The following is a 19,064-nucleotide window of genomic DNA, read 5'->3' on the forward strand; positions in this document are numbered from 1 at the left end:
GACTGGCGTTGCGGGATGGGGCAACGGTACCAGAACCCGCTGTCGACAGGGGGCTGGAGGCTTGGCTGGGGTGTGCGGGGGCGTCGATCGGGGTGGGCTGACGGGCGATCGATGACGCTTACCGGATGATCTGTGTCGTTTTAACGGGCAAAACCCGTCGCAATTCGTGTTGCAGAATATTAGAATTTCGCAATCTTCACAGACCCAGAGGGATTCCGTCGATGAAAGACCCCGTCGTCCACACCGATCGCGAGATTGGTCAAACCGAGGTCAAGGAGACCACCTGCTACATGTGCGCGTGCCGCTGCGGCATCCGCGTGCATCTGCGGGACGGCCAGGTTCGCTACATCGAGGGTAACCCAAATCACCCTTTGAATCATGGTGTTATCTGTGCAAAGGGTAGCTCCGGCATCATGAAGCAGGTGTCCCCGGCGCGCCTGACCAAGCCGTTGCGGCGCAAGGCCAAGGCCCGGCGTGGCGAGTCGCAGTTCGAGGAGATCTCCTGGGACGAGGCCATGACCCTGCTCGCCGACCGGCTGAAGAAACTGCGGGCGGAGGACCCGAAAAAATTCGCCCTGTTTACGGGGCGCGATCAGATGCAGGCCCTGACCGGCATGTTCGCCAAGCAGTTCGGCACCCCGAACTACGCCGCCCACGGCGGCTTCTGCTCGGTGAACATGGCTGCCGGCATGATCTACAGCATCGGCGGCTCGTTCTGGGAGTTCGGCGGCCCCGATCTGGAGCATGCGAAGCTGTTCGTGATGATCGGCACCGCCGAGGACCATCACTCAAACCCGCTGAAGATCCAGATCTCCAAGTTCAAGCGCCGGGGTGGGCGCTTCGTCTCCATCAATCCCGTGCGCAGCGGTTACTCCGCCATCGCCGACGAATGGGTGCCGATCAAGCCGGGTACCGACGGCGCGCTGCTGCTGGCCCTGATCCACGAGATCATCAAGGTCGGCCTGTTCGACCGCGAGTTCCTGATCCAGTACACCAATTCCGCGGAGCTGGTGATCGATGACCCGCAGCGGGACGATCACGGCATGTTCTACCGCGATGCCTCGGCGGAGGTCACCGAGGGCTGTACCGACCCCCAGAACAAGCTGTGGTGGGACCGGCACAAGGGCCAGGTGCTGACCCATACCGAGGGGGCGGACCCGCGGCTGATGGGTAACTACACCCTGACCGACGGCACCCCGGTGAAGCCGTCGTTCCAGCTGCTGAAGGAGCGCGTCGAGCGCTACACGCCGGAGTGGGCCGAGGGCATCACCGGCATCCCGGCGGAGACCATCCGCCGGCTGGCCTACGAGATGGGCGTCACCGCCCGGGACCAGAAGATCGAGCTGCCCATCACCTGGACCGACTGCTGGGACAAGGAGCACGACACCGTCACCGGCAATCCGGTGGCCTTCCACGCCATGCGCGGTCTGGCGGCCCACTCCAACGGCTTCCAGACCATCCGCTCGCTGAGCATCCTGATGACCATCCTCGGCACCATCGACCGGCCGGGTGGCTTCCGTCATCGGGCGCCGTTCCCGCGCCCCATCCCGCCGTGCCCGAAGCCGCCCCACGGCCCCGAGGCGGTGCAGCCGGATACCCCGCTGGACGGCCTGCCGCTTGGCTGGCCGGCCAAGCCCGAGGACCTGTTCGTCGACGACGACGGGGCACCGGTGCGCATCGACAAGGCCTTTTCCTGGGAGTATCCGCTGTCGGTGCACGGGCTGATGCACAACGTCATCACCAATGCCTGGCGCGGTGACCCGTATCCCATCGACACGCTGTTCCTGTTCATGGCCAACATGGCCTGGAACTCGTCCATGAACACCAGCGAAGCGCGGCGCATGCTCACCGACACCGACGAGAATGGGGACTACAAGATCCCGTTCCTGGTGGTGGTCGACACCTTCTCGTCCGAGACCGTTGCCTTTGCCGATCTGGTGTTGCCGGACACCACCTATCTCGAGCGCCACGACGTGCTGTCCATGCTGGACCGGCCGATCTCGGAGTTCGACGGCCCGGTGGATGCCGTGCGCATGCCGGTGCTGCCGCCCAAGGGGGAGTGCCGTCCGTTCCAGGACGTGATCATCGAACTGGGTGCGCGCCTGGGCCTGCCGGCCTTCACCAAGGAGGACGGTTCGGCCAAGTACCGCAACTACGCCGATTTCATTGTCAACTACGAGACCTCGCCCGGTTCCGGCATCGGCTTTCTGGCCGGCTGGCGCGGCGAGTTCGGTGAGAAATACCTCAAGGGCGAGCCGAACCCGCGGCAATGGGAGCACTACAAGGCCAACGGTTGCGTCTTCCACCATGAACTGCCGCGCAGTTACCAGTTCATGCGCAACTGGAACAAGGGCTACCTGCACTGGGCGCGGTCCCATGCGCTCACCCGCTGGGCCGAGCCCATCACGCTGCATGTCTACTCCGAGGTGCTGAACCGGTTCCGCGCCGCGGCCCAGGGCCGTCGACCGGGACGCCAACCGCCGGAGCACCTGCGCAAGCGGGTGGAGACCTTCTTCGACCCGCTGCCGTTCTACTACGAGCCGCTGGAGACCCAGCGCATCGACAAGAACCGCTATCCGCTCAACGCGCTGACGCAGCGACCCATGGCCATGTACCACAGCTGGGACAGCCAGAATGCGTGGCTGCGCCAGATCCACAGCCACAACTATCTTTTTGTCAATCCGAAGGTGGCGGTGGCGCAGGGCATCAGCGACGGCGACTGGATCTGGGTGGAGTCGCACCTGGGCCGGGTGAAGTGCATGTGCCGCTTCTCCGAAGCGGTGGAGCCGGGCACGGTGTGGACCTGGAACGCCATCGGCAAGGCGGCTGGCGCCTGGGCGCTGTCGCCGAACGCCGACGAATCGAAGAAGGGCTTTCTGCTCAATCACCTGATCGGCGAGGAATTGCCGCCGGGCGATGACGGCCTGCATCTGTCCAACTCAGATCCGGTGACGGGTCAGGCGGCCTGGTTCGACGTGCGCGTGCGCATCAGCAAGGCCGACGAGCAGGAGCCGCGGATGACCGAGCCCCAGTTTGCGCCGATGAAGCCGCTGCCGGGGCAGGAGGGCCGCCCACGCGGCAAATGGCAGGCCTATGTGGCTGGCATGTTCGGGAGGAAGTGAGACATGACACAACTGGCCCTGGTAATCGACCTGAACGTGTGCGTTGGCTGCCATGCGTGCGTGACCTCGTGCAAGCAATGGAACACCTCCGGCTGGGCCGGCCCCATGGTGGATGAGAATCCCTATGATGCCGATCCCACCGGCACCTTCTTCAACCGGGTGCAGACCTTCGAGGTCGGCAATTATCCGCAGACGGAGACGGTGCATTTCCCCAAGAGCTGCCTGCATTGCGAGGATCCGCCTTGCGTGCCGGTGTGCCCGACCGGGGCGTCGTACAAGCGCGAGGACAACGGTGTCGTGCTGGTGGACTACGACAAGTGCATCGGCTGCAAGTACTGCTCCTGGGCCTGTCCCTATGGCGTGCGGGAACTGGACGAGCAGCAGAAGGTGATGAAGAAATGCACGCTGTGCATCGACCGCATCACCGACCAGACCCTGCCGGAGTCCGAGCGCAAGCCGGCCTGCGTGCTAGCATGTCCCACCAGCGCCCGGCTGTACGGCGACGTGCATGATCCGGATTCCGAGGTGTCGGTGGCGATTCGCGAGCGCGGTGGCTATCCGCTGATGCCGGAGTGGGGCACGCGGCCGGCCAACCATTATCTGCCGCGGCGCAAGACCCGCATGCACATCACCGAAGACGAGTTGCAGCGCGCCGACAATCCGCTGACCAAGGAAGACATCACGGTCTACACGGGTGAGGAAACCCTGGACGATGTCACCTGGTAACCGACCGGGTTTCCAGAACGGCCCTGTGACCTCGGAAGTGACCTCAGAACCCAGCTAGCAGAGACTCGACCCATGCATCCCGCCTTCTCCGTGATCTTTCTCACCACGCTCATCGGTGCTGCCCAGGGCCTGTTCCTGGCGCTCTTCACCGGTCAGCTCTACGCCAGCATCCGGCTCATCGAGCCGCAGACGGACGTGTTCTATGCCGTCGGCAGCGCCCTGGCGCTCGGCCTGCTCATTGCCGGTCTGGGGGCGTCGTTCTTCCACCTGGGGCGGCCGGAGCGGGCCTGGCGGGCGGCCACCCGGTGGCGCACGTCCTGGCTGTCGCGGGAGGTCATCGTCCTGCCGATGATGATGGCGGTGGTGTTCTTCTACGGCCTGTTCCACTGGCTGGAATGGACCGATCCGTTCGTCGTGCTGGGCGATGACATGCTGGCCATCGATGCCACCTTCGTCATCGGCGCCGTGGGTACCCTGGTGGCCTTTGCACTCTATGTCTGCACCGCGATGATCTATGCCAGCGTGAAGTTCCTGGAGGAGTGGCATTCGCCCTATACGGTGGGCAATTTCATCTTTCTGGGCGCAGGCTCGGGCTTCATGCTGGCGGCGGCCTATTCGGCCTATATCGGCAACCATCTGGTGGGCTTCTACGGCACCTGGGCTGTGATCCTGACGCTGCTCGGTCTCGCGACCCGGGGCGCGACACTGGTGCGCAACGTCGGGCTGCGGCACAAGAGCAACCTGCAGACCGCCATCGGGGTGCGGCATCGCACCATCGAGCAGAAATCCCAGGGCTTCACCGGGAGTTCCTTCAACACGCGGGAGTTCTTCCATCACAAGAGCCCGGAATTCCTGCGTCTGGTGCGGCTGGCGTTCCTGGTGCTGGTGTTTCCGGTGCCGATCCTGCTGATCGCGCTGGCCTATGTGACGCAATCGGCGACACTGCCCATCATCGCCTTTGTCGCGCAGTACCTGGGTCTGCTGGCGGAACGTTGGTACTTCTTTGCTGAGGCCCGTCACCCGCAGAACCTCTACTACCAGAGCGTGGCCTGACGCCGACGACGGGGCCGCGCCCCGCTCAGTTCAGCAGCAGCTTGACCGACACCGCCAGGGACACGGCCACCAGGATGGGCCGGACCAGGCGCGCGCCATGGCGATTGACCAGGTGTGCGCCGATCCAGCCGCCGACAAGCTGGCCCGCGACCATGGGCAAGCCGAGGCTCCAGACCACCTGTCCGCCGGCGCTGAACAGCAGGATGGCGGCGCTGTTGCTGGTCAGGTTGAGCAGCTTGGCGTGGGCGGTTGCCCGGCGCAGGCCATGGCCCAGCAGGGCGATGTAGCCCATGGCGAAAAAGGTGCCGGTACCCGGCCCGAAGAAGCCGTCGTAGAATCCCACCACCGTTCCCACCGTCAGGGCGAAGGCCGTGTCGCCGATGCGCCGGTGCGAGTCCAGATCCGAGACCCGGGGCGAGAGCAGGAAATAGAGCCCGAAGCCGATCAGCAGCAGCGGGATCAGGCCGGCAAGGAGGTCGCTGGCGACGAACTGCACCGCGATGGCGCCGGCGGCGGCACCAAGGAAGGTGCAGATCACGGCGGTTATGGATCGGCGCAGCTCGATGCTGCCCGCGCGCAGGAAGTGGGCGGTGGATGCCAGTGTGCCGAAGAATCCCTGGGCCTTGTTGGTGGCCAGGGCCTCTACGGGTCCCAGGCCGGCCCAGAGCAGCGCCGGCAGGGTGATCAGGCCGCCGCCGCCGGCGATGGCGTCCACCAGGCCCGCCAGCAGCGCAATGGCAAACAGCAGCAGGGCGAGGGCGGCGGGGTCCATGGATGGCGGATGCAGAAGCTGGCGACGTCAGGACGAACGACATATCTTGTGCAATACTAACGGAAGATCAGTCGTTGGTTCATAGCTGTAGCGAGACATTCTGAGATGTCTTCCATCATTGACACACGCCGATTCGTCATTTTCCTGCTTGGCTTGAGCGCCCTGTGGAGCACTGTGGCGCCGGCTGCGGCCGGGCCTGACATCCGTTCCGGGGCGGCGCTGATCATCGACCACCACGGCAACCGCCTGTACGAGCGCAATCCCACCGAGGTGCGTCCCATCGCCTCCATCACCAAGCTGATGACCGCCATGGTGCTGCTGGATGCGGATGTGCCGCTGGACGATCCGGTCACCATTAGCGAACAGGATCGCGATCGTCTGCGCTGGAGCCGGTCGCGGCTGCGCATCGGCGAGGCCACCCTGTCGCGGCGAGATCTGCTGCGGGTTGCGCTGATGTCGTCGGACAACCGGGCCGCGGCGGCCATCGGGCGGACCACCTTCGCGGACGGCACGCCGCGCTTCGTCGAGGCGATGAACGCCAAGGCGCAGGCCCTGGGCATGGTGAACAGCCGCTTTGCGGATGCATCCGGTCTCGACGCCGGCAACGAGGCCACGGCGGAAGATCTGGTCCGGATGCTGCACGCTGCCTCGCAGTATCCGCTGATCCGGGAGATCACGTCGAGTGAGGCGTTCACCGCGCATCCCTACGGCGACCGCGGGTCCCTGCAGTATCGCAATACCAATCCCCTGGTGCGCAACGCCGACTGGCGCGTGGAACTGAGCAAGACCGGTTACATCAACGAGGCCGGCCGTTGTCTGCTGATGCAGGCGGTGGTGGCGGAGCGCCGACTGTATATCGTGTTGTTGAACGCCCAGGGAAAGCTGACCCCGGTCGGGGATTCCAACCGTCTGCGCCAGTGGCTGCGCTCTGGCGCACCAGAGCCCGGTCCGCGCGTTACGGCGCGGGGGAGCTGATTGGCTAGTCTCCGCGGATGCTCTGAGGGAATTTCCGGAGAAGATTGTATCGAACCCTGATACATTCTGGATGCACACTGTTGCATATTCGCCCCTTTCTGGCATGGTTACTTGATAAGCATCGACTAATATATACCCCAATAGTCCAAGCTTATCGGGAGTACCCTTGTCATGATGTTTCCTACCCTGATCGCCGGTGGTTTCAGCCTGCTGATGACCACGGCGTCCGATGCGGCGGTGAACCAGGCCGCGAGCCTGAATACGGCGACGGAATCCACGCGGCAGCAACAGACCACTGAGGTGGCTCGGATCGATCCGCAGACGCACGCCTTCCCCACCGATGCGATGGCGGAACAGTTTGCAGAATATCTGGCCTGGACCAAGCAGAACGGTCTGAGCCGGTTGGCGGCGTTCGAGTCCCTGCAGCGCGGCGAGGTGCATGAGTCGCCCCATCTGAGCGCCGAGGTGTCCTTGCCCACGGCAGAGATGACCGAGCAGTTCCACGCCTACCTGCAGTGGGTGCGCAAGCAGGGCCTTGGGGATTTCTACGCCTTTCAGGTGACGGAATTCGACTGATGGAGACGCTGATTGATCGGTCTCCTGGCCAACGGGTGCCGGGGTCGCCCCCGGCGCCCAGTCAGGTCGGATCAGATCAGGTCCGGGGTCGGCGGCGGCGACGGCGAACTGGGCACCAGCGCCACCTCGTCGCCGTCCTGGAGTCTGGTGAAAGCTTCGGTGAACTGCTTGTTCACTGTGATGCGTAGACGCTCAGGCTGGAACAACGGCGTCGCGCCGCGCTTGTACTGACCCAGCCACTGCAGCAGGCTGGCCACGTCGGTGACGCTGGCCGGGGCGATCACCTGTTCGGATTCCTTGCGCATCTTCTTTGCCAGCCAGGCAAAGTACAGCAGGGTAAGCCGCTTTTCTCCCGCGTCGGGTTCCCGGCGTTGCACACCAAGGGCCGCTAGCCGCTCCAGATACGCCGCCCACTGGCGTTCCTGGTGGAGCCCGAGTTCGTACAGGGTGTCCCAGGAATAGATGCCCGTGTCGTGGCCATCGTCGAACACCAGCCGCACCGCGTATTGGCCCTGTGGCTCGATGGAGCGGATGGTCACCTGTTCCTTCCCGGTCACCGGCACCGGTGACGAACGCACCTCCGCCGCGTTGGAGAACACGCGCAGGTATTCGCAGGGCAGATCGAATCGGGCGCCGTCCTCGAACTGGATGGACAGCACGCGCGATTTCTCATGCAGCTTGAGTTCGGTCGGGTGATGGCGGAGTGCTGGCTCGGTCATGCAGGTTTCATCGGAAGCGGTCGTGTCGAGGCCCAGGCCCCGACGACGTGGCGGTCGCCGGGGCCGCGGGCAGCATGGAGTAGGAGTTCGCTACAATTCGCCGTTGGCACCGGCCTGCAGGATGGACTCGATGGTCTCTTTTACGTTCTGGGCCTTCTGCAGCAGTTCGGGGTTCAGGTTTGCGCTCGGGATGACCTTGCCCAGATCCAGCGTCACCAGCCAGGCCTGGCCGTCCGCATCCTCCAGCAGCGTGATCCGGCAGGGCAGGTAGGCGGAGAAGTCCGGGTTGAACTGGACCATCTCGTGGGCGATGCGCGCGTCGCAGAACTGGAAGATCTCGATGCGGCCGGTGTCGATGCCCATGGACTCCAGCTCCTTGTACAGGGGCAGGTGGGCGACCAGCTTGAAGTTGAGGCTGTTGGCGCGGAGCTTCATGGAGTCCACGGCGTCGTCCATGCTGACGTCGTCCGCCAACGGCATCTTCAACACGGTATCGGAAATGGAAATGCCCTGCGCAAAGGCGGCCGATGACAGCAGCAGTACCGGCAGGAAGAGCATCGAAAGGAATTTGCAACGCATCGCTTGGTTTCTCCTCAAGGACACCTCCGGCCCGGGCCGGGGCGTCGTGGCTCGGGTCCGGCATGGCGACAGGGCCCGATCGATGATGTGACAGCCGGCGTCCAGATCGGCTGCCGGCCGCTAGCATTGTCGCCCGTCGCGGGGCTGCTGCCAATCTTTCCGCCGAAATCCGGGATCCGGCATCCGGGATCCGACATCCGGGATCCGACATCCGGGATCCGACATCCGAAATCAGGCATTATGCACCGCCTCCGCTCAAGAGCGCCGAGTGTAATTCTCGTATACTTCCTCCTCGGGCGATGCGTTGGGCCTGTCTAGCAGCAGGGTGAGGCACAGGCTCAGGCGGTGGCCGAAACCCGATGGTCGTTGGCAAGAAGTACAAACAGAGGAGAGAAGATGGATTCGGATCCGCGCCTTGCGTGCATGGGCGATCAGCTCAGTCGCCACAAGACCCTGGCGGTTGCCTTCTCCGGCGGTGCCGACAGCACCCTGCTGTTGTCGATCGCCCGCGATGTCGTCGGTGCCGAGCGGGTGGTCGCGCTGACCGCGGTCACCCCGTACATGGTGCGGCAGGAGATCGGCGAGGCGGTGGCGCTTGCGGACCGCATCGGCGTCCGACACGAGCTGGTAGAGATGGCCATGCCTGCGGGGCTGGAGATGAATCCGCCGGATCGGTGCTACTTGTGCAAGCGGGTCATGTATGGCCTGCTGCGGGAGCAGGCCGAGGCCCTGGGTTTCCCGGTGTTGCTGGACGCCAGCAGCATGGACGACGCAGAGGACGCCCGGCCATCCCTGAGCGCCGTCAGCGAGCTCGGCGTGGAGATCCCGTTCATTCGCTGCGGGCTGGACAAGGAGGCCATCCGTGCGCTATCCCGCTCCCGGGGATTGTCCACCTGGCGAAAGCCGCACAATGTGTGCCTGCTGAGCCGTCTGCGCCCGAACCAGCGGGTATCCATGGAGTGCCTGCAGCGCATCGAGGAGGCGGAGCGACTGCTGACGGCCCGTGGCTATACCTGGGTGCGGGTGCGCTGCCATGACGCGCAGGTGGCCCGTATCGAGGTCGCGGCTGACGAGCGCCGGCGTCTGCTGGCGGAGGCGGATGCAATCGTGGCGGAGCTGCGCGGACTTGGCTTTCAGTTCGTGTCCCTGGACCTGCTCGGCTATCAGCGCGGCAGCATGAACTGATGGGCTGCCGGCCCCGGGCTTCCGGGCCGGTGCCTGCGGCTTGGAGCCTTCCTTAATCCAGGGTGTAGTGCTTCTCCACCGCCTCGGTGATGTCCCAGGTGCAGGACATGCCGGCCGGGAAGGTGATCAGGTCACCGCGGGCAAAGCTGTGCGGCTGCCCGCCGTCCGGGGTCACCGTGAAGCGGCCGCGCACGATATAGCAGGTCTCGCGCGCGCCATAGGTCCAGGGAAAGCGCGAAGGTTCCTTTTTCCAGACCGGCCAGTCCTCGACGCCGAGCACGTCCAGCTTAGCTGGTGATGGCTTGTGTTCGCACAGGATATCCATTTCGGGCATGTCGTCAGCCTGTCGTGATCATCGTTAGTCAGTCTACAGGTAGGATCCGTGACCGCCGGTTTCCAGGCGGTAGTTCGAGCGGCTTGGCTGTCGGCGCTTCGCTTCTGTCTGTCAGGGGACGCCGGGGTCAGACGCAACCGGTGGGCTTCGGCAGGCCGCCCCATTTGCAGATGAGCTTCATCGGTCCCTTCTTGAAGATGTCGTACAACTGCTTGGTGCTCACCTTCTGCTTCTTGGCGAAGATGCGGATCGGGGGCACAACGCCGTCGTTGTCATACATTTCGCGGGCCTCGCGGATGAACTGCATCACCTGATCGGTCATCTCGAAATCATCGGATTGCGCCAGTTCGCGCGCCAGGTCTTCACTCCAGTCGTCTCGATTCAGCAGAAAGCCGTCGCCGTCGACGGGAACACTGATGGCCATGTCGTCACCTCGGTTGTAATGGACGTTGCCGGGCATCTGCTCCGGCAGGAGCATGATCGCTTCGCGATCGGACATGGGTCTGCGGCCGGCGGCTTTCTACCCCGGTAGAAGCGGGGGTTTCCCGCCCCGGGGTCAGGCCGCGGGCCTCAGCCGGCGCGATTCGCGCGCACGGCCTCGAGCACGCCGTCCCACAGGCGCAGGCGGGCGCAGACCGCCTCTTCTGCCGCCGTGGCGGCCTCTTCCAGTCGCTTGCTGTCATCGCCACAGAGGCTGTCCAGCAATTTCAGCGACAGGGGACCATGAAAGTCCTCGTCAAGATGGATGTGCCGGTTCAGGTAGGTGTGGAATGCAGGCGCCTGCTGCGGCGTGATGCCCATGCCGTCGATCAGACGCCGGAACATGTCCGGGATCACCCGCTCCCGTCCCACCGCCAGCGCCGCGGCGGCGGCGTGGGGCTTGTCCTCGCGGATGAAACAGAAGGTGGTCTCGGTGAAGTAGCGTGACGGCAGCGGCACCAGGTCCGAGTACAGCGCCGCGTCCAGTCCTTGCTCGCGCACTGCGGCAAGGAACTGCAACGGCCGTTCACCGTCGGCGCCGACCTCGTTCATGGCCTGGCAGTAATACTCGAAGTGGCTGCTGTAGAGGGTTCCGGTGTCGGTCTCGATGCGGTCGGATTCTTCCTCCAGCACCAGCTGATTGATGAAGTAACGCACCTCCGCGTCGCCGCGGGGCATCCAGGGCGTCGTGGTCGGGGCCACCACCTGCTGCAGGTGCTTGATCAGCGACATGAAATCCCACACCGAGAACACATGATGCTGCATGAAGATCCGCAGGTCGTTCAGATCCCGGATCTCGTCATAGAGGGGATGTGCGTTCAGCTCCTGCTGAAGGGCGCGGATGGGCGCCAGGTCGGGTGCGGCCATGTCGTTGTCCTCGCGAATGTGGTGATGCGCGTCGTTGCAGATCAGTACTGCCTAATATACTGGGATTCGGCGCTGTTGGTGCTGTTATATGCCGGCCCGGCGTTGCGGATTCATCTCAGTTTGTAGACGATCGGTGCAACCACGGTCCAGTTGCGGCGGCCGATGGCCGTTGGTATCGGGTCGAAGCGGGCCAGGCGCTTGACCGTGGTCAGCGCCGCCTTGTCCAGCTGGGAGGAGCCCGAGCTGCCCACCACCCGGATGGAGCCGAAGCTGCCGTCCGCGGCAATGGTGAACTGCACGCGCACCGTACCCTCCAGACCCCGACGCTGCGCCGAGGCCGGATAGTAGCGCCGTTTGGACAGGGCCCGTTGCAGGGCTTGAAGATAATCGTTCTCACGCTCGTGCCGGGCTGCGGCCGACAACGCCGGTTCCGGCCCCCCGCCTCGGGCGGATGTCCCGCCTGGGCGCCTCGCTGTGGCCTGGCGATCCGGCACTGCGGGCGTCGGGGGCCTGGTGTTGCGGGGTGGCGGTTCCGCTCGGCGCGGCGGCGGGCTGGGCGGCTTGGCGACTTTTGCTGCCGGTGTCGGGTCAGGCTGTGGGCTGGGCGCTGGCCGGGGTTTCGGAGCGGGCTCCGGCAGCGGCTCCCGGGCTGATTCTTGTGGCGTTTCCGGTGTCGGTTCTGGCTCGGGCTCGGGCTCGGGCTCGGGCTCGGGCTCGGGCTTGGGCTCAGGCTTGGGCTCAGGCTCGGGTTGAGGCTCGGGCTCGGGTTGAGGCTCGGGCTCGGTTTGGGGCTCAGGTTCCGGCTCCCGTGTCGGCTCCGGCTCCTGTTGTAGCCTTGGCTCCTGCATGGGTGCTGGCTCCGGTGTCGGTTCCGGCGCCGGCTCCGGCTCCGGTGGCGGGGCGACAGACGTCGCCGGGGCGGCGCCGGGGGCTTCGTCCGGGGCGATGTCGCCAAACATCGCCAGAGAGACGGGAACCACGTGCTCGCCACCGCCGGCGCCGTCCGGGGGCGCCATGGCCAGCCAGAGCACCAGCCCGAGAATGAGTGCGTGCAGCAGGGCGGACAACAGGAAGGCCAGCGGTGTGCACAGGCGGCAAGGGTGTCGGCTGGTGTCCCGGGGGGCGTCGGTCACGGCGATTGCGTGATGATGCTAACCCGCTGCAAGCCACGGGCCTTCAACAGGTCGACGACGGTGACGAAGCGACCGAATTCCGCGCCGGCATCGACCCGCAGCCGGATGGGGGTATCCGTTGCCAGGGTGTTCAGCCGTGCGGACAGGGTGTCCAGGCTGACGGGCAGGGCGTCGAAATAGAGGCCGCCGTCCCGATCGACGGCAATCTCAGACGGGTCCCGTTCCACCATGGCCGATTGTTCCCTGGCCTCCGGCAGCGCGATCTCCAGTTTGCCCTCCGCAATGAAGGTCGCCGTGGCCAGCACAATGGCCAGCAGCACCAGCATGATGTCGATGAACGGGATGACATTGATGGTGTCCATCCGTTTCATCGGCGCGGCTCCGCGGTCGCTTGCGGTCCCTCCGTGGCGATCTCCCGCGCGGCGCGCCAGTGCGCGGTCAGTACCTCAACGCGCCGGAGAAGGGCGTTGTAGAAGATCAATGACGGGATCGCCACCAGCAGGCCGAGTGCCGTGGCCTTCAGCGCCAGCGCCAGCCCGAGCATGACGCTGCCGGTCTCGATGCTGCCGCTCTGGCCGATGTCATGAAAGGTGATCAGGATGCCGAGCACGGTGCCAAGCAGCCCCACATAGGGGGCATTGGCGCCGATGGTGGCGATGATGGTCAGGTGGCGCGTCAGGGCGATGTCGAGTTCGTGGCCGCTGCGGAAGCTGGCCGGATCCACGTGGCCCAGGTACAGAAAACGCTCGATGACGTAAAAGACCATGACGAAGCTCATGGCGCCGAGTACGCCGAGAATCGCGTAGTCGAGATAGGCCTTCAGGTAGTCCAAGGAAGTCGCTCCCGGTTGCGGGTCGCCCATGATGCGGCGCCCCCGATCGCGGACGCCCGGCCCGCCCTGGGGTTGGCCGGGGCTTGATGGTCGCTGGGTATTATTGTACCCGAAGGGTACGGATGCGACTGCCGGGGCTCAGGCCGGGCTGTCGGAGGATCGGCCGCCGCCCAGGCATTCTGGCGAGTTCGGGGCGGCGCCGCCACCCTTCTCGAACCATTCCTCGGGTGTCCAGGCATGGATGGCGAGGGCGTGCATGCCGCCGGCGAATTCGTCGGCGAGCAGTCCGTTGACCCGTCTATGGCGACCCAGCAGGCGCTCGCCGGCAAAGGCAGGGCTGACCACGAGCACCTTGAAATGCGACTCGGCCCCCGGCGGCACGTTGTGCATGTGGCTTTCGTCCGTCACCTCGACCTGCATGGGCGCCAGACCTGCTGTCAGGGCCTGCTCGATTCGTTCGCGTCTGGTCATGCGCTGCTGTCCCCGCTCGCAATATGGCCGACGGATGATCGTCGGTCTTCGTCTTGTCGGCGGGAGATTGGGGCTGTGGCAGGCGGACAAAAGCCCGCGGGGGAGGCGGGCTTCTGCGGGCAACAGGCCGGGCATTGCTCAGCCGGTGGCGGAACCAGTCAGGGCGTGTGAGCGAGCAGATGCTGTTCGGCGGTCTTACCTTCGAGATCGGGCAGGGTGGCGTCCGCGCCCCGGCTCAACAGCAGATCGACGGTCTCCCGGTGCCCCCGATGGGCGGCCCAGATCAGTGCCGTGTAGCCCTGGGTGCGCTCCTGGGCGTCGATCATGGCGCCCTTGTCCAGCAGCAGGTCAACCACTGCGGTGTGATTGTTGGAGGCGGCCAGCAGCAGGCTGGTGTAGCCGCCCTTGTCGGCGGCGTCGACGTCAGCGCCGGCCTCCAGCAGGCGTTGAACGGTCTGCAGATGGCCGTTCTGGGCCGCCTTCATCAGCGGTGTCCAGTCGCAACTGTCGCGGACGTCGGCGTTGCTGTTGCGCCGCAGCAGGGCGTCCAGTGCCGAGACATCGCCGCGCTCGGCGATCTCCATCAGGCGCTGGCCGCCGGCCTGGGGTGCATCGTCGCTGTCGCTACAGGCGCCGATGACTGCCACCAGGGGCAGCACCAGCAGGAGTTTGGGTCGGATCCGGGGGAATGTGGACTTGTTCATGGTTGCATCATCGCCGGAGACGTTGTCGTCACCAATGACATTGCGCATGTGCCCAAGAAGACACTGATTGCTTGGCCTCTCTGATCCGATTCAGGCCAAAAATCAGCGTATCCCTAACCAACGCTCTGCCAGAAGGGTGAGTCGGGATTCAGGAACTCGTCGTGCGGCAGGTAGTGCGAGCCGTCGCAGGAGAAGTTCAGGCTGATCATGCCGTTGAAGATGTTCAACGAGCCGGAACGAAGATAGATGACCTCGTCGGCGTAGCGCAGGCGGCGAAAGCCGTCGAGGATGGGCCGGATCTGCGCTGCCGGGATGGCGGCATCCGCCGGATAGTCGTGGTGCGGGTAGACCAGGCAGACATCCGGGTCCGCCAGGGCCTCGTAGCCCAGCAGGCGGTAGCGGAACGGATCGTCCATCAGCCAGATGGTGGCGCGACTGCTGGAGAAATGGATCTTGCAGTGGAACACGCCGCTTGCGATCACCAGTTCTTCCAGCACCGACAGCACCTCGCCGATATTGCGGTCCAGCAGACTTTCGACCCGCTGCTGATCGAACAGCGAGCCGCGGATGGCCGGGTCGCCCTTGAGTTGGCGCCAGCGGTTCGGCTCGCGATAGACCTCGCGGGTCAGCGGCAGGTTGCGCAGGTCGAAATCGGCACCGAGGAAGCCGATGGGCATGCCGTTGCGTTCGATCCGCTGCACTGCGGTCAGGGACGGACGCTTGACCCGCAGGCTGATGTAGGCCTCGGACAGCAGCAGGCCATGCTCCGGCACGGGTTCGCGCATGTACGGACGTTGCGACCGGTCCCGGCCGAAGTCGCCGCCAATGAGGCCTTCGGCAGCGGCATTGGAGCTCACCTGCACGGCATCGGTATCCAGGGCATACAGGTAGCGGCTGTGCGGGATGGTGCGCAGGCCTTCCAGCAGGATCGCGTCCAGCCGGTCGCGCTCGGGCCAGGCCTCGGCGCAGCGCCGGGCTACGAACGCCATGGGTTCCACCAGCATGTTGAACAGGGCGAGGCGCTGGCGCGCGACACTGGTCTTGAGATCGCAGTACATCGTTGAATACCGGAAACACTATGGAAACGCTGAGTGATTGGCCCTCCTGATCCAGTTCAGACCAAAAATCAGCATGCGATGGGAAAACACGGTTTCCGAATCGCTCGAGAAATGCTGAATAAATCAGCATTTGCCTATCGGGCAATGGTGCATTCCAGGCGGTTGCAGCGCACCATCAGCGCACCACGGGCGCAGTGTACCCGATGCAGTTCGCTGTCGGCGTCTCCGGACAGCAGCACAGCGCCGCGGTCATCCACCCGGCAGCCCTGGGCCGCGGCATGACGCTCCGCATGATAGGCCCAGATGCCCACCGGGGCGTCGAACGCCTCTGCGTCGTCCGGGCCCGGGTGGGCCGATGGGTGCAGAGACGGCTTCAGGCCCGAGGGCATCGGCGGCCACGGGGCGGACCCGGCGGCCGCCGATCCGTCAAGCTCCTGCCACTGGCGCTGCAGCGAGGCCAGCGCGTTGGACAGGTTGCGGTGGTAGGGACGGGTCACGTCCGCGGACCATTCGTCGTACGAGCCGGCGTACCAGATCTCGACCGCCTGCAGCGACACCTGAACACCGGTGACCGTCTGCTCGAAGTCCGTGCGAATGCGCAACAGGGTCTGATCCGGCGGCTCGAGCCCCAGCGGGCCGATGGCGGCGGGCTCGTCCAGCGGCGTCTCGAAGACCACATGGTCTCGGCCGCTGTCCGCCACGTGCCAGCGCTTGCTCAGCGCGGCGTCCAGCGCTAGCCCCTTGGCGCGCGCCACAGTGGCACCGCTGAGGAAGATGCGCGGGCCCCAGGCCGGTGCCTGGTCCGGCCACTGCGTTGCCGCCCGGACCGGCAGCCCGGCCAGGGGAGAAAGCGTCAGCCAGATCAGCAGCCACATCCGCAGAGGTGCTGGCAGGAATTTGGCCAGGAACATGGGCATGGACCCCGGCGGGCGTATCGACGCGGCCCGTGGGCGCACCCCCGGGCCGTGGCGGGCGTCGCTCATCGCATGGGCTCGCAGATGCCGCCCTGGCATTTGAGCAGCATGTTGGCACCGCCCAGGCAATCCACCTCGTGCAGCTCGAAGCCCCGGCGTTCCTGCAGCAGCATGGCCCCGCGGTCCCCCAGCCTGCAGCCTCGCAGGCGGGCGTAGTCTTCGGCGTAATAGGCCCAGAGCCCCTTGCGCGCGCTGCTGTCCAGCACCAGCATGTCGTTGCGGCCGATGGCGTCGGTCCGCCGGTCGGGCCAGTCCGTCATGGTGCCGTCGCCCGCGCGCGCTCCGGTGGCCATCGGCACGTTGGCATCGATACCGACGGCATCTCCGCCACGGCTGTCTGCCCGATCACCGACCGCGCTCACTCGGGTCTCCGTCGGAATGGGCCCCACCCAGGCCGCTGTCACCTCGTCGCCGGACGGCGCTGCGTCCTGCAGCGGGCTGCCGACGCGGGCTGCGTCCTGCTGTGCCAGGTCCTGTTTCGTTGGCACCGGGACCACCGAGGTGACCTTGGGGCGACTCTCCATCCAGGCGGATTGCAGCGCGCTCAGGGAGATGAGCAGCTCGCTCTCGAAATCCGCGGTGGCATCGACGCGCTGTTCCTGCTCGGTGGCGGGATTGGTCACCATGAAGGCCTGCAGCGCCACCGTGGTGCCCCCTGCGCCCTCGACGAAATCCGCCAGCACGGAGACCTTGGGCGGAGTCAGCCGAGCCGCCGGGTCCGACGCACGCATCCTGGACGAATCCGCCGCCAGGCGCCGCTCGAGCACGAGCTGGTCCGGGCGCGTCGCGCGGATGTCCCAGCCCTTGCTGCGCGCGGTGCCCATGGCCACGGCGCGGGCATGCTCCAGGCGTGCGCCCTGGAGCCTGGTCTGGGGCAGATGGGAGATGTCCGCGGCGAGATCCGGGGTCTCGCGCACTGGCGCGCTGCCGCAGCCCGCCAGCAAAAGGGCCAATAGTCCGATCGGTCCGTAGAGGGTGGTTCGCTTCAACGCAGGCTCCGGGAAAGGCGGGTTTGGTGGAACTTTCGCCACCAATACTCTATCGTACCCAACCAGATCAGTGGAGTTTCATCAGGAGGCGTGCCGATGCCGTCGTTCGATGTCGTGTCCGAGTGCGACATGCAGGAAGTCCGTAATGCAGTGGATCAGGCCAATCGGGAGATCGGGATCCGGTTCGACTTCAAGGGAGTGGAAGCCAGTTTCGAATTGTCCGACGGTGCCATCCGCATGGTTGCGGAACAGGAGTTCCAGTTGCAGCAGATGCTGGATATTCTGCGGCAAAAACTGGTCAAGAGAAAGGTGGACCTGTCGGCGCTGGATGTCGAAGAGCCGGTCACTAGCCTGAACGCCGCGCGCCAGCGCATCGGCCTCAAGCAGGGGCTGGACAGCGACACCGCCAAGCGCATGGTCAAGGCGCTCAAGGCCGCCAAGCTCAAGGTCCAGGCGCAGGTACAGGGCGACCAGCTGCGGGTCACGGGCAAGAAGCGCGATGATCTCCAGCAGGCCATCGCGCAGCTCAAGGAGACCGACTGGGAACTGCCGCTGCAATTCACCAATTTCAGAGACTGATCGTCAGCGTCCAATCCCTCAGACCCCCGTTCAATCAAAGACTGATGCTTCAAGCAGGAACTATCGCATGCGAACACCCAGAATGCTGACCTCCTTCGCCTACGGCGCCCTGGCCGTGCTGGCCCTGGCGGGAACCGTCGCCGTGGCCGACGAGGCGGCCACCATCCGCGCGTCCCTGGCCAAGGTGCTGCCGGAATACACCCCCACCAGCGTGCAGCCGACGCAGATCGATGGGCTCTACCAGGTGGAGATCGGCCCCCAGGTCATGTTCGTCACCGAGGACGGCCGCTACCTCATCGACGGCGCCATCGTCGATCTGGAGTCCCGCGAGAACATCACCGAGACGGCTCGCGGCAAGGCCCGCCTGCGCGCCATCGACGGGATCGGCCAGGAGAACATGGTGGTGTTCAAGGCCCCCGACGAGCGCCACAGTATCACGGTGTTCACCGACATCGACTGCGGCTACTGCCGCAAGCTGCATGAGCAGATGGCAGGCTACGAGGAGGCAGGCATCAGCGTGCGCTATCTGTTCTATCCCCGCAGCGGGGTCGGTTCGCCGTCTTACGACAAGGCCGTGGCGGTGTGGTGTGCCGATGATCGCCAGGCGGCGATGACCCGCGCCAAGTCCGGCGCCGAGGTCAACAGCAAGGCCTGCCGCAACCCGGTGCAGCAGCACATGGAACTGGGCGAACTCATGGGCATCCGCGGCACGCCGGCCATCGTGCTGGACAACGGCGAGATGGTGCCGGGGTATGTCGAGCCCAAGCGTCTGGCGGCGCTGCTGGAGCAGGGCGTCAACTAAGGAAATGCTGATTTATTGGCCTCCTGGCCAAAAATCAGCGTCTCCCCAAGGGCGCTTAAGGCACGATTCAGAAATAACCTACACGGATGCACGGTAGGGCGGATAAGCGAAGCGCATCCGCCACAGGCCACAAC

22 protein-coding genes and 1 pseudogene are annotated in these 19,064 nt (G+C 65.3%); 8 read left to right on the forward strand and 15 right to left on the reverse strand.

The genetic code is table 11. The annotated features are described in order from the left end of the window. The first annotated feature begins 221 nt into the window (after nucleotides 1-221). The 3 genes from soeA (at nucleotide 222) to soeC (ending at nucleotide 4,901) form a co-directional block, all read left to right on the forward strand. Complete coding sequence (gene soeA / locus F2Q65_RS11035) at nucleotides 222-3,122, forward strand: sulfite dehydrogenase subunit SoeA (protein ID WP_150093311.1); 2,901 nt, start codon at nucleotides 222-224, stop codon at nucleotides 3,120-3,122. 3 nt (nucleotides 3,123-3,125) lie between these two features. Then, nucleotides 3,126-3,848, forward strand: a complete 723-nt coding sequence (gene soeB, locus F2Q65_RS11040; RefSeq protein ID WP_150093313.1) for a sulfite dehydrogenase subunit SoeB — start codon at nucleotides 3,126-3,128, stop codon at nucleotides 3,846-3,848. A gap of 72 nt (nucleotides 3,849-3,920) precedes the next feature. After that, nucleotides 3,921-4,901 carry a sulfite dehydrogenase subunit SoeC gene (soeC, locus tag F2Q65_RS11045; protein ID WP_150093315.1) on the forward strand — a complete coding sequence of 327 codons (981 nt, stop codon included), beginning with the start codon at nucleotides 3,921-3,923 and terminating at the stop codon, nucleotides 4,899-4,901. Between the two features lie 25 nt (nucleotides 4,902-4,926). On the opposite strand, the gene F2Q65_RS11050 is transcribed toward soeC, so the two are convergent. Next, nucleotides 4,927-5,673, reverse strand: a complete 747-nt coding sequence (locus F2Q65_RS11050; RefSeq protein ID WP_150093317.1) for a TSUP family transporter — start codon at nucleotides 5,671-5,673, stop codon at nucleotides 4,927-4,929. Nucleotides 5,674-5,778: 105 nt separating this feature from the next. On the opposite strand from F2Q65_RS11050, the gene F2Q65_RS11055 reads away from it, so the two are divergent. Then, nucleotides 5,779-6,648, forward strand: a complete 870-nt coding sequence (locus F2Q65_RS11055) for a serine hydrolase (RefSeq protein ID WP_150093319.1) — start codon at nucleotides 5,779-5,781, stop codon at nucleotides 6,646-6,648. A gap of 171 nt (nucleotides 6,649-6,819) precedes the next feature. Then, nucleotides 6,820-7,224, forward strand: coding sequence for a hypothetical protein (locus F2Q65_RS11060; protein WP_150093321.1), 405 nt, complete (start codon nucleotides 6,820-6,822; stop codon nucleotides 7,222-7,224). 71 nt (nucleotides 7,225-7,295) lie between these two features. On the opposite strand, the gene F2Q65_RS20305 is transcribed toward F2Q65_RS11060, so the two are convergent. The 3 genes and pseudogenes from F2Q65_RS20305 to F2Q65_RS11070 form a co-directional block, all read right to left on the reverse strand. Continuing rightward, a complete protein-coding gene (locus tag F2Q65_RS20305; RefSeq protein WP_342782236.1) occupies nucleotides 7,296-7,601 on the reverse strand; it encodes a MoaD/ThiS family protein in 306 nt (101 codons plus the stop codon). Further along, a pseudogene (locus F2Q65_RS20310) lies at nucleotides 7,590-7,943 on the reverse strand (gamma-butyrobetaine hydroxylase family protein); the annotation flags it as partial. The pseudogene F2Q65_RS20310 and the gene F2Q65_RS20305, both read right to left, overlap by 12 nt. A 90-nt stretch (nucleotides 7,944-8,033) precedes the next feature. After that, nucleotides 8,034-8,522, reverse strand: a complete 489-nt coding sequence (locus F2Q65_RS11070) for a DUF302 domain-containing protein (protein WP_150093325.1) — start codon at nucleotides 8,520-8,522, stop codon at nucleotides 8,034-8,036. Between the two features lie 396 nt (nucleotides 8,523-8,918). Here F2Q65_RS11070 and larE point away from each other — a divergent pair, with 396 nt between their 5' ends. Next, the gene (larE, locus tag F2Q65_RS11075) at nucleotides 8,919-9,707 is read left to right on the forward strand and encodes an ATP-dependent sacrificial sulfur transferase LarE (RefSeq protein WP_150093327.1); all 789 of its coding nucleotides are present in this window, start codon (nucleotides 8,919-8,921) and stop codon (nucleotides 9,705-9,707) included. Nucleotides 9,708-9,759: 52 nt separating this feature from the next. On the opposite strand, the gene F2Q65_RS11080 is transcribed toward larE, so the two are convergent. The 11 genes from F2Q65_RS11080 to F2Q65_RS11130 all read right to left on the reverse strand — a co-directional run bounded on the left by F2Q65_RS11080 (nucleotide 9,760) and on the right by F2Q65_RS11130 (nucleotide 17,549). Beyond that, the gene (locus F2Q65_RS11080; protein WP_150093329.1) at nucleotides 9,760-10,041 is read right to left on the reverse strand and encodes a cupin domain-containing protein; all 282 of its coding nucleotides are present in this window, start codon (nucleotides 10,039-10,041) and stop codon (nucleotides 9,760-9,762) included. Nucleotides 10,042-10,168: 127 nt separating this feature from the next. Continuing rightward, nucleotides 10,169-10,465, reverse strand: a complete 297-nt coding sequence (locus F2Q65_RS11085) for a TusE/DsrC/DsvC family sulfur relay protein (protein ID WP_150093368.1) — start codon at nucleotides 10,463-10,465, stop codon at nucleotides 10,169-10,171. Nucleotides 10,466-10,611: 146 nt separating this feature from the next. Then, nucleotides 10,612-11,388: a DUF3050 domain-containing protein gene (locus tag F2Q65_RS11090; RefSeq protein ID WP_150093331.1), complete on the reverse strand. Its 777-nt coding sequence runs from the start codon at nucleotides 11,386-11,388 to the stop codon at nucleotides 10,612-10,614. A gap of 110 nt (nucleotides 11,389-11,498) precedes the next feature. Continuing rightward, nucleotides 11,499-12,521 (reverse strand): energy transducer TonB, encoded by a 1,023-nt coding sequence (locus tag F2Q65_RS11095; protein WP_150093333.1) that lies wholly within the window; start codon nucleotides 12,519-12,521, stop codon nucleotides 11,499-11,501. Beyond that, nucleotides 12,518-12,892, reverse strand: coding sequence for a biopolymer transporter ExbD (locus F2Q65_RS11100; protein ID WP_150093335.1), 375 nt, complete (start codon nucleotides 12,890-12,892; stop codon nucleotides 12,518-12,520). Before F2Q65_RS11100 ends, F2Q65_RS11095 begins: the two co-directional genes overlap by 4 nt. Next, the gene (gene exbB, locus F2Q65_RS11105; protein ID WP_211354017.1) at nucleotides 12,889-13,353 is read right to left on the reverse strand and encodes a TonB-system energizer ExbB; all 465 of its coding nucleotides are present in this window, start codon (nucleotides 13,351-13,353) and stop codon (nucleotides 12,889-12,891) included. The genes F2Q65_RS11100 and exbB overlap by 4 nt, the downstream gene beginning before the upstream one ends. Before the next feature lie 138 nt (nucleotides 13,354-13,491). Then, nucleotides 13,492-13,824: a BolA family protein gene (locus F2Q65_RS11110; RefSeq protein WP_150093339.1), complete on the reverse strand. Its 333-nt coding sequence runs from the start codon at nucleotides 13,822-13,824 to the stop codon at nucleotides 13,492-13,494. A gap of 158 nt (nucleotides 13,825-13,982) precedes the next feature. Beyond that, a complete protein-coding gene (locus F2Q65_RS11115; protein WP_150093341.1) occupies nucleotides 13,983-14,528 on the reverse strand; it encodes an ankyrin repeat domain-containing protein in 546 nt (181 codons plus the stop codon). A 113-nt stretch (nucleotides 14,529-14,641) separates the two neighbouring features. Then, nucleotides 14,642-15,586 carry a PDC sensor domain-containing protein gene (locus tag F2Q65_RS11120; protein ID WP_150093343.1) on the reverse strand — a complete coding sequence of 315 codons (945 nt, stop codon included), beginning with the start codon at nucleotides 15,584-15,586 and terminating at the stop codon, nucleotides 14,642-14,644. A 134-nt stretch (nucleotides 15,587-15,720) separates the two neighbouring features. Further along, a complete protein-coding gene (locus F2Q65_RS11125) occupies nucleotides 15,721-16,569 on the reverse strand; it encodes a hypothetical protein (RefSeq protein ID WP_150093346.1) in 849 nt (282 codons plus the stop codon). After that, nucleotides 16,566-17,549 (reverse strand): hypothetical protein, encoded by a 984-nt coding sequence (locus F2Q65_RS11130; RefSeq protein WP_150093348.1) that lies wholly within the window; start codon nucleotides 17,547-17,549, stop codon nucleotides 16,566-16,568. The genes F2Q65_RS11125 and F2Q65_RS11130 overlap by 4 nt, the downstream gene beginning before the upstream one ends. A gap of 96 nt (nucleotides 17,550-17,645) precedes the next feature. On the opposite strand from F2Q65_RS11130, the gene F2Q65_RS11135 reads away from it, so the two are divergent. Together F2Q65_RS11135 and F2Q65_RS11140 are read left to right on the forward strand one after the other, a co-directional pair. Continuing rightward, a complete protein-coding gene (locus F2Q65_RS11135) occupies nucleotides 17,646-18,128 on the forward strand; it encodes a YajQ family cyclic di-GMP-binding protein (RefSeq protein ID WP_150093350.1) in 483 nt (160 codons plus the stop codon). A 67-nt stretch (nucleotides 18,129-18,195) separates the two neighbouring features. Beyond that, nucleotides 18,196-18,930 carry a thioredoxin fold domain-containing protein gene (locus F2Q65_RS11140; RefSeq protein ID WP_150093352.1) on the forward strand — a complete coding sequence of 245 codons (735 nt, stop codon included), beginning with the start codon at nucleotides 18,196-18,198 and terminating at the stop codon, nucleotides 18,928-18,930. Nucleotides 18,931-19,064: the final 134 nt, after the last annotated feature.

The sequence above is a fragment of the Thiohalocapsa marina genome, from assembly GCF_008632335.1.
GTDB lineage: Bacteria > Pseudomonadota > Gammaproteobacteria > Chromatiales > Chromatiaceae > Thiohalocapsa > Thiohalocapsa marina.

Coding starts and splice junctions, on each gene's coding strand:
- F2Q65_RS11050 (WP_150093317.1), bottom strand. CDS start 5,673: ATGGACCCCGCCGCCCTCGCCCTGCTGCTGTTTGCCATTGCGCTGCTG.
- F2Q65_RS11110 (WP_150093339.1), bottom strand. CDS start 13,824: ATGACCAGACGCGAACGAATCGAGCAGGCCCTGACAGCAGGTCTGGCG.
- soeB (WP_150093313.1), top strand. CDS start 3,126: ATGACACAACTGGCCCTGGTAATCGACCTGAACGTGTGCGTTGGCTGC.
- F2Q65_RS11070 (WP_150093325.1), bottom strand. CDS start 8,522: ATGCGTTGCAAATTCCTTTCGATGCTCTTCCTGCCGGTACTGCTGCTG.
- F2Q65_RS11115 (WP_150093341.1), bottom strand. CDS start 14,528: ATGAACAAGTCCACATTCCCCCGGATCCGACCCAAACTCCTGCTGGTG.
- F2Q65_RS11120 (WP_150093343.1), bottom strand. CDS start 15,586: ATGTACTGCGATCTCAAGACCAGTGTCGCGCGCCAGCGCCTCGCCCTG.
- larE (WP_150093327.1), top strand. CDS start 8,919: ATGGATTCGGATCCGCGCCTTGCGTGCATGGGCGATCAGCTCAGTCGC.
- F2Q65_RS11135 (WP_150093350.1), top strand. CDS start 17,646: ATGCCGTCGTTCGATGTCGTGTCCGAGTGCGACATGCAGGAAGTCCGT.
- F2Q65_RS11125 (WP_150093346.1), bottom strand. CDS start 16,569: ATGAGCGACGCCCGCCACGGCCCGGGGGTGCGCCCACGGGCCGCGTCG.
- F2Q65_RS11085 (WP_150093368.1), bottom strand. CDS start 10,465: ATGGCCATCAGTGTTCCCGTCGACGGCGACGGCTTTCTGCTGAATCGA.
- F2Q65_RS11140 (WP_150093352.1), top strand. CDS start 18,196: ATGCGAACACCCAGAATGCTGACCTCCTTCGCCTACGGCGCCCTGGCC.
- soeC (WP_150093315.1), top strand. CDS start 3,921: ATGCATCCCGCCTTCTCCGTGATCTTTCTCACCACGCTCATCGGTGCT.
- F2Q65_RS11090 (WP_150093331.1), bottom strand. CDS start 11,388: ATGGCCGCACCCGACCTGGCGCCCATCCGCGCCCTTCAGCAGGAGCTG.
- F2Q65_RS11100 (WP_150093335.1), bottom strand. CDS start 12,892: ATGAAACGGATGGACACCATCAATGTCATCCCGTTCATCGACATCATG.
- F2Q65_RS11060 (WP_150093321.1), top strand. CDS start 6,820: ATGATGTTTCCTACCCTGATCGCCGGTGGTTTCAGCCTGCTGATGACC.
- soeA (WP_150093311.1), top strand. CDS start 222: ATGAAAGACCCCGTCGTCCACACCGATCGCGAGATTGGTCAAACCGAG.
- F2Q65_RS11055 (WP_150093319.1), top strand. CDS start 5,779: ATGTCTTCCATCATTGACACACGCCGATTCGTCATTTTCCTGCTTGGC.
- F2Q65_RS11080 (WP_150093329.1), bottom strand. CDS start 10,041: ATGCCCGAAATGGATATCCTGTGCGAACACAAGCCATCACCAGCTAAG.